6 protein-coding genes and 1 pseudogene (1 of these 7 cut by a window edge) are annotated in these 8,350 nt (G+C 64.8%); 2 read left to right on the plus strand and 5 right to left on the minus strand.

Annotated elements, in window-relative coordinates:
* Positions 1–15: 15 nt before the first annotated feature.
* Entirely contained in the window at positions 16–1,602 is a 1,587-nt protein-coding gene (locus B384_RS0102940; protein WP_019481655.1) for an aminopeptidase P family protein, read from the minus strand.
* A gap of 78 nt (positions 1,603–1,680) precedes the next feature.
* Here B384_RS0102940 and B384_RS0102945 point away from each other — a divergent pair, with 78 nt between their 5' ends.
* Positions 1,681–2,526 carry a PHP domain-containing protein gene (locus tag B384_RS0102945; protein ID WP_019481656.1) on the plus strand — a complete coding sequence of 282 codons (846 nt, stop codon included), beginning with the start codon at positions 1,681–1,683 and terminating at the stop codon, positions 2,524–2,526.
* A 28-nt stretch (positions 2,527–2,554) separates the two neighbouring features.
* Here the strand turns inward: B384_RS0102945 and B384_RS0102950 are convergent, their stop codons facing one another.
* From B384_RS0102950 to B384_RS0102960, 3 genes are all read right to left on the minus strand, one after another.
* The gene (locus tag B384_RS0102950) at positions 2,555–3,415 is read right to left on the minus strand and encodes a DNA-methyltransferase (RefSeq protein WP_019481657.1); all 861 of its coding nucleotides are present in this window, start codon (positions 3,413–3,415) and stop codon (positions 2,555–2,557) included.
* A 7-nt stretch (positions 3,416–3,422) separates the two neighbouring features.
* Complete coding sequence (locus B384_RS0102955; RefSeq protein ID WP_443110847.1) at positions 3,423–5,147, minus strand: DEAD/DEAH box helicase; 1,725 nt, start codon at positions 5,145–5,147, stop codon at positions 3,423–3,425.
* A gap of 247 nt (positions 5,148–5,394) precedes the next feature.
* Entirely contained in the window at positions 5,395–6,897 is a 1,503-nt protein-coding gene (locus tag B384_RS0102960) for an RNB domain-containing ribonuclease (RefSeq protein WP_019481659.1), read from the minus strand.
* A gap of 96 nt (positions 6,898–6,993) precedes the next feature.
* Here B384_RS0102960 and B384_RS0102965 point away from each other — a divergent pair, with 96 nt between their 5' ends.
* The gene (locus tag B384_RS0102965) at positions 6,994–7,725 is read left to right on the plus strand and encodes a ferritin-like fold-containing protein (protein ID WP_019481660.1); all 732 of its coding nucleotides are present in this window, start codon (positions 6,994–6,996) and stop codon (positions 7,723–7,725) included.
* 155 nt (positions 7,726–7,880) lie between these two features.
* Here B384_RS0102965 and B384_RS17525 read toward each other — a convergent pair.
* Positions 7,881–8,350, minus strand: a pseudogene (locus B384_RS17525) (protein adenylyltransferase SelO); it runs 995 nt beyond the window's last position.

The raw sequence follows: 8,350 nt of genomic DNA on the forward strand, positions 1-8,350 counted from the left end.
CGCTCGGGGCCTGGGCTACTCGCCGGTAGGGCTGTAGATCCCCGCCATCCACGCTTCGACGTCGTCGGCCTCGCGGGGCAGCGCCGCGCTCAGATTCACGGGGCCATCGGCGGTCATCAGGATGTCGTCCTCGATCCGCACACCGATCCCGCGGAACTCCTCGGGGACCGCCAGGTCCTCGTCCTTGAAGTACAGGCCTGGCTCGATGGTGAAGACCATACCTTCGGTCAGGATGCCGTCCAGGTAGAGCTCGCGCTTGGCCTGGGCGCAGTCGTGAACGTCCATGCCCAGGTGGTGGCTCGTACCATGCGGCATCCACCGGCGGTGGTGCTGGCCGTCCTGCGACAGGGCTTCCTCGAGGGACACGGGGAGGAGGCCCCAGGCGTCGAGCCGTTCCGCGAGAACGGTGATTGCCGCCTGGTGGACATCGCGGAACTTGCGGCCGGGTTGGGCTGCCGCGAATCCGGCGTCGGCGGCGTCGAGGACTGCCTGGTAGATCTTCCGCTGGATGCCGGTATACCTGCCGTTGACCGGGAGGGTGCGGGTGATGTCTGCGGTATAGAGGGTGTCAGCCTCGACGCCCGCGTCGAGGAGCAGGAGTTCCCCTGCGTGCACCGGCCCGTTGTTACGGATCCAGTGGAGCACCGTGGCATTGTTGCCACACGCGGCAATGGTGTCGTAGCCCAGGTCGTTGCCTTCTTCACGGGCGCGGGCGAAAAATGCTCCTTCGACGACACGCTCACCGCGATGGTGGGTGATGGCGCGGGGGAGTTCCTTGACCACCTCGTGGAAGCCGTTGACTGTCGCCGCGACGGCGACCTTCATCTGGTCCACCTCCCAGGCGTCCTTGATCAGGCGCAGTTCGGAGAGGGCTTCGGCGAGCTTGCCGTCGAGCTCATCGGATTTTTCCAGGTCGACGCCGGTGTTGATCCGGGAGGTGTCGACCAGGGCGTCCGCGTTGAGATCGACTTCGCGCAGCAACCGGATCCGCATGCCTCCCACCTCGGGGACGCCTGCGTCCTTGGTGACTGCGACTTCCAGTTCGGCGAGGTCTGCAGTCTCGATGGAGAGCAGGGTCCTGATCTGCGCGTGTGACAGGCGTGAGCCGATCCAGAACTCGCCGTAGCGGGCATTGGCATAGAACTCGGGGTTGTCGTGACCAGCAAGCTCCCTGAAGTACAGGGTGGAGTGGTGCTGGCCGCCGTCGTCGCCGTGGCCAGCCTCGGTGGGCTCCATGATGAGCACTGCGTCGGGTTCGTGATCGAGCCCAAGACCGGTGAGGTGCGCGAACCCGGAATGCGGCCGGAAGCGGTAGTCGGTGTCGTTGGAGCGCACCTTGAACGGTCCGGCGGGGATGACGAGCCGTTCGCCAGGGAATCGGTCTGAGATAGCACGACGGCGTTTCGCGACGTGCGGGGCTACCTCAGCCTCGGCGGGCAGCTCGGTGGGCTTGGGTTCCCACTGCTGGGCCATGAACGCCTTAAACGCCTCCGATTCGGGGCGCTGGGAACGGTTCTCGTTCCGGGCAACAAGAGGCTGCTCTTCGGTGGTGGAGAGCGCGCCGGCGGTCTGGGACAGGGTGTTGTTCTCTGCTGTACTCACCAGTCCATGATCTCACCGGTACCGGAGGCAACCAAACAGTTGTCAGGGAGAACACCACTGCGGGCGTAGATTAGGTGGGTGAGAATCGACCTACACACCCATTCAACCGTCTCGGACGGCACCGAAAGTCCTGCAGAGCTGATCAAGGCAGCGCTGGACGCGGAAATTGATGTGATTGCCCTGACCGATCACGACTCGACCGCGGGCTGGGCAGCAGCCGCAGCTGCGGCGCGTACCCATGGCGTGGCGCTGATCCCTGGCATGGAGGTGTCGTGCCGGACTGACACGGGTATCAGCGTTCATGTGCTCTCCTACCTGCACGATCCGCTACACCCCGGACTGAAGGCTGAAGTCCTTCGGTCCAGGGACGCCCGATTGACGCGGGCCGAGCGAATGGTGGAGCGCCTCGGAGCCGACTATCCCATTACCTGGTCCGATGTGCAGGAGCACATCGCGGACGGGGCAACTGTCGGACGCCCCCATATCGCCGATTCTCTGGTGGCGCTGGGTATCGTTTCCAACCGGAGCGAAGCCTTCACCGATATCCTCACTGCCGCGTCCCCTTACTGGGTGGGCCACTACGCACCGCACCCCGCGCAGGCGGTGGAACTGATTCGCGCGGCGGGCGGCGTTGCGGTCTTCGCCCATCCGGTGGCATCGGCCCGCGGCCGGATCGTGGGTGACGATGTGATGGGCCAGATGATCGATGCCGGATTGCAGGGCCTGGAGATCGAACATCGCGACAACCCGGAGCCGGGACGCCGTGACCTGCGACGGATTGCTGCGGAGCATGGCTTGCTGGCCACTGGATCCAGCGACTACCACGGGGAAGGAAAACCGAACCGCCTGGGGGAGAACCTCACTGCCCCCGACGTGCTGGAGCAAATTGAGGCGTTGGCCACCGGGTCGGTAGTGGTTCGCTGAACACCTGCCTGCGCGAAGCGGGAACCGGTCAGCAGTAGGCGCCGAGCCTGGCCTTCATCACGTCGATCGCCTGGGGGTTTTGGTCAACGCAGACGAACCGGCGGCCCAGTTTCGCTGCCACCGCGCCGATGGTTCCGGATCCTGCGAAGAAGTCGAGTACCCAGTCACCCTCGCGGCTGCTGGCCGTGACCGCCCGGCGAAGGAGCCCCTCGGGTTTCTGGGTGGGGTAGCCGGTCTTTTCCCGACCGGTGGGGGAGACGATGGTATGCCACCAGACATCGGTGGGCAGTTTGCCCAGGGCAGCCTTCTCGGGAGTGACCAGCCCGGGCGCCATATAGGGCTCGCGGTCCACCCCTGCGCTGTCGAAATAGTAGTTCGAAGGGTTCTTCACGTAGACCAGAATGTTGTCGTGTTTGGCTGGCCATCGGCTCTTCGCGCGGGCGCCATAGTCGTAGGCCCAGATGATTTCGTTCAGGAAGCTGTCCCTGCCGAAAAGGGCGTCAAGCATCACCTTGACGTAGTGCACTTCCCGGTAGTCCAGATGCACGTACAGGGTGCCGTCGTCGGTGAGGAGCCGCCACGCTTCAGCGAGGCGTGGGGCCAGGAACTCCCAGTAATCCTCGAAGGCGTCGTCGTAGCTCGCCAGCATCCCCTTGACCGTCGAATAGCTGTGCCCCTTGAAACCGACCCGGTCCCCGGTCCCATCAATGGTGCGGACCATCGACGTTTGTTGACGCCGTTGGGCCCGCCCCGTGTTGAAGGGCGGGTCAACGTAGATCATGGTGAAGGAATTGTCAGGCAGCGTCGGGAGGTAGTCGGCGTTGTCGGCGTGCACCACCAGGTTGCTGCCGTCCGAACGCCACAACGGCGCCGTCGCGGGGACGGACATGTTGTGCCTAGCCCTCGGCTCCGGCTGCAGGCTTGTTCACTACCTCACCGTTGCGGCTCCGGGTGCGGGAGCGGCTGCGGCGGGGACGGTCGGTGGCCGGTGCGTTGTCGGCACCCGATGCTGGCGCGCTGGCTGCCGTCTGGCGGGACGGTGCAGATTCTTCGGCTGATCCGCCCGAACGACGGCGGCGGTTGCCGGAGCTTTCGCCGGATTTCTGGGAGTCGCGCTGATCGGACGACCGTGAGCGGTCGCCGCCGCGTGAACGGTCACCGCCGCCGGAGCGCTCCGAGCCGCGTCCCCGGCCGGAGCCGTGTGACTCGGGGGCTGCACGATGCTTCTTGCCCGTCTCGCCGAGATCCTCAAGTGTTTCGGCGTTGATGCCTGCGAGGGTCCGCTTGTCCCGGGGTAGCCGTCCCTTGGTGCCCTCGGGGATGTCAAGTTCCTCGTAGAGGTGTGGGGATGAGGAATAGGTCTCCACGGGCTCGGCAGCGTTAAGGCCGAGAGCCTTGTTGATCAGGCCCCAGCGTGGCATGTCGTCCCAGTCCACGAAGGTGACGGCTGTGCCCTTCTTGCCGGCCCGGCCGGTGCGGCCGACCCGGTGCAGATAGGCTTTCTCGTCCTCGGGGCACTGGTAATTGATCACGTGGGTGATGTCTTCCACGTCGATGCCCCGGGCTGCCACCTCGGTGGCCACGAGGACGTCAATCTTGTCTCCGCGGAAGGCCCGAAGCGCCTGCTCCCGGGCGCCCTGGCCCAGGTCTCCGTGGATCGCCCCGGCCGCGAAGCCGCGGTCAATCAGTTCCTCTGACAACTTGGCGGCGGTGCGTTTGGTCTTGGTGAAAATGATGGTGCGCCCACGGCCGCGGGACTGCAGGATCCGGGCCACCACCTCGGCCTTGTCGAGGTTATGTGCCCGGTAGATGACCTGGCGGATATCCTTCTTGGTGATTCCCTCGTCCTCGGGATCAGCCGCGCGGATGTGGGTCGGCTGGGTCATGTACCGGCGTGCCATAGCTACCACCGGGCCGGGCATGGTCGCTGAGAACAGCATGGTCTGCCGTACAGCCGGGGTGCCGGCGATCAACGTTTCGACGTCGGGCAGGAACCCAAGGTCAAGCATTTCGTCAGCCTCGTCCAACACCACCAGTTTCACATTGGCGAGGGAGAGCAGCTTCTGGCGGTACAGGTCGATCAGACGGCCGGGGGTGCCGACCACGATCTCGGTGCCCTTCTTGAGCGCTTCGATCTGTGGCTCATAGGCGCGGCCACCGTAAATGGTGACGATCCGGGCGTGACGCTTCTTGGCGGCGGTGGTGAGGTCACCAGCAACCTGGACGGCGAGTTCGCGGGTAGGAACCACGATGAGCGCCTGGGGGGCGCCCGGCACAGGCAGTCGGTCGTAGCCGTCGTCCTTGGGGGCGACGACGCGCTGCAGGGCGGGAATACCGAAGCCGAGTGTCTTACCGGTGCCGGTCTTGGCCTGGCCGATGATGTCATGTCCGCCCAGGGCGATTGACAGGGTCATCGCCTGGATGGGGAACGGGTGGATAATCCCGGCATCAGCCAAGGACTCCACAATGTCTGCACGGACGTTGAAGTCCGCGAACGTTTCTTCGGCCTCTTTATGGGGCTCCTCGGTGGTTACCAGTGTCTCCTCGACGAAGATCTCGTCGTCGCTGTTGTCGGCATGGAGATGATGGGTGTCGGTCACCTGGGTGTTTTCAGTGTTCAATTAAATACCGTTCATTTAGGCCGTACGGCTGCTGGATCTCGACGGGTGGCTGACGTGTGGTCAGCCCGGAGGAACAGGCGCATGGCGTCCAGTGGAAGCCGATCGCGGGCTTACGACTGCAGGCCGGGGATTCGGACGAATCCTGTCGGCTAAGAAGAACTCAAGATCGCGTAGGTACTTGCGGGTCAGGGGTAACTTATCAGGGAATGATGAGTACGACCGGGCATCCATTACTACGCAGTAAACTCTACCCTGCCCCGGCCGGCGTGCCCGACACGCCGGGACCGGCCGGGCCATTGATCAGTTCGAAGCGGGTAACACGGGCATCGATGTCAGCACGTACCAGGCGCACCCGGACAGCCTCGCCGGCAACCAGGTCCCCCTCACACCTCGCCTCGAAGGCCGGGTTGGCCAGCTGGATGGTTCCGACGGGCAGATAGCCGTTCTGCGAGTTGCCGTTCGGCGGTTTAGCCCCGGAGATGACGACGGCGTCGAATTCCTGCCCCACCAGATTACTCAGCAACGCTGCCTCGACGGCGTCCAGTGCGCCGCGTTCGAGCCGGGAGGAGAGTTGGTTGGACGAGTTCATTAGCGAGTTGAGTTCCGGAAGTGCGTCGCGCGCCCACGCCGGGACCTCGGTGTCGCCGCACAGGGCGGCGCAGATCACCAGAACGAAACGGTCAACCAGCCGCCGCAGCGGCGCTGTGGTGTGAGCATAGGGAGCGGCAATGGCAGCCTGGCTCATGGCGGCGGGGAGTTCGCCGTCGAACGCTGTATAACCGGCGCCCCTGAACAGGGACGCCGCCGCATGCATCAGTGAGAGCTGGCGGGGATCGGTGGTGTCAAGGCTGCGCAGGAATTCCCCGTACGCCATACCCTCCGGCCAGGGTGTGCCGAGCACCCGCGCCTGCTGGCGGAAGCGTGCCACGGACTCCCGGTCCGGCGGGGGCATGGTGCGCAGCACACCGATTTTTCCGTCGATCATCAACTGAGCGGCGGCCATCCCCGTCATCAGGGATATTTGTGCGTTCCAGTCCTCCGCCGGGAGCGGTGGCGACGTCAGAATGAAGTACCTGTCGCCGTCGTTGGCTATCTCCTGCTCGGGAAGGTTGAGGCTGGCGCCTCCACGGAGGCGTTCCAGCTCGATCCGTAGGAGCCCCACTTCCCGGAGGAGGAGCAGATTCTCGGGGGCGCCGCCTGAGTCGATGTCGCGCTGCACCTGTTCGTAGGTGAGCTGGGCCCGGCTGCGGATGAGGGCGCGTCGCAGGTCGGTGTCCTCGACCTCGCCCGCCTCGTTTAACTCGAACTGCCACACGTAGGCCGGGCGAACCAGCCCAGGCAGAAGACTGGCGGCGTCCTCGGAAATGATCTCGGGGTGGAGCGAGATCCTGCCGTCCGGGGCGTAAACCGTCTGGCCCCGGCGTCGGGCCTCCAGATCAATCGCACCACCCGGCGCCACGAATGCCGGCACGTCGGCGATCGCATACCAGACCCGGTACCCGGCCCCGCGGCGTTCCAGATGGACTGCCTGATCCAGGTCAATGGATCCGGGTGGATCAATAGTGATGAAGCCCAGGTCGGTCAGATCGGTATCCGGGCGGGAATGGTTCCTGACCGCGTGCTCAGCTTCGGCGAGCACCTCCGGCGGGAAGTCGGACTCGAGGCCCAACTCCTCCCGGAGGAGCTGCAGGGAACGGGTCAGCTGCAGCTGGGAATTCCGATTCGACAAATCAAGATGCGAGTACGGCACAATCTCAACCGTAATACACCGACCGACCGCCCACCGGATCGCGCGCAGCGCGCGTCACCGGGTTTCAGGCGTTCGGGCACCGGTACCCTTAACCCCATGAGTTCACTGCCGTCCTCCCCTCCCCAGCAGGCCTCCGACGAGCACACCGCCGGAACGCACCCCCGGCTCCCTGCGGACCCCCGCTACGCACGGTTCATCGTTGACCTGTTCGGGGTGATGGCTTACGGCGAACTCTCAGGATTTGAGCGGCTGTCCTCAGACGCGCGTTTCTCTCCCACCCTCCATGACCGGGCCACCCTTGGCCGGTTGGCTGTCAAAGAGTTTGAGCACTTCGAAATGGTCAGCAACCACCTGGCTGTGTTGGGGGTGGACGTCGAGACCGCGATGTCCCCCTTCCAACCGTCAATCGATTCTTTTCACGAGCGAACCCGGCCAGCCGACTGGTACGAATCGCTGATGAAGGCGTACGTGATCGACGCGATCTCCGACGACTTCTATACGGCGCTCGCCGGACGGCTGGATGCATCGACCCGAGAGCTGATCGGACGGATCCAGTCTGCCGATGAGCAGGGGCCGCTGCTGCAGGAACGGCTGCAGGAGGCACTTGCCGACGACCCGCGGTTGGCTTCCCGGCTGGCGCTGTGGGGCAGACGACTGGTCGGGGAGGCTCTCACCCAGGCACAGCGCATCGGAATTGAGCGAGCATTCCTCGGCGCGCTGCTGTTCGCAGGAGCCGAGGAAGACCAGGAGAAGGAGACGCTGCTGTTGTTTTCCCAGCTCACCCGCAACCACTCCCGCCGCATGAGCCTGCTCGGCCTCACCGCTTAGTTAGCTTCAATCAGCCTGCGGCGGTTTTGTTTCCCCCGTCGGCGCCCTGCTGAGCGTGCGCCTGCCCATTTGCCTCAGGCCTGCGCCACGGCGCATTGCGCCGGTCGACATGCCGCTGACATTCTTCGGCGTCAGGCAGGCGAAGGCGAACGAATTTAGGTCCCGCAGAAAGTCCGGTACGCGCCGAAATCGTCGGGTGCGGCAGCAGCATAACGTTCCAGCCCGGGCCGCTCGTCGTAGGGCGAGGTTACGGCTTCCAGCAGTCGTTCAAACGGCACCAGATCCCCACCCGTCGCAGCTGCCAGGGCTTCCTCCACCAGATGATTGCGCGGGATGTAGACGGGGTTGAACCGGCCCATTGCGACGGCGTCTGGCCCAAGGGCACGCCAGCGGTGGAGCCAGGCGTCGACCCCTTCAGTATCGGCAAAGTGGGTCCGCGTCAGATCGGCGTCGCCCCGGGCGGCAGCGCCGAGGCTCCTGAAGAAGGAGGTGTAATCGACCCGATCAGCCTGAAGCAGTGCGAGTAGCTCATCGATCAGGGGCAGGAGCACCGAATCATCAGGGTTGCCGGCCAGGCCGAGTTTGGCTTTCATCCCGGTCGCCCACGCGTCGCCATACTGGCGAC

Origin of the sequence: Arthrobacter sp. TB 23 (assembly GCF_000294595.1) — a bacterium.
Taxonomy (GTDB): Bacteria; Actinomycetota; Actinomycetes; order Actinomycetales; family Micrococcaceae; genus Arthrobacter_D.

What these genes read in the sequence shown, in the direction of transcription:
- B384_RS0102950 (WP_019481657.1), bottom strand. Translation starts at nt 3,415, where the DNA reads ATGTCCGTCCCCGCGACGGCGCCGTTGTGGCGTTCGGACGGCAGCAAC.
- B384_RS0102965 (WP_019481660.1), top strand. Translation starts at nt 6,994, where the DNA reads ATGAGTTCACTGCCGTCCTCCCCTCCCCAGCAGGCCTCCGACGAGCAC.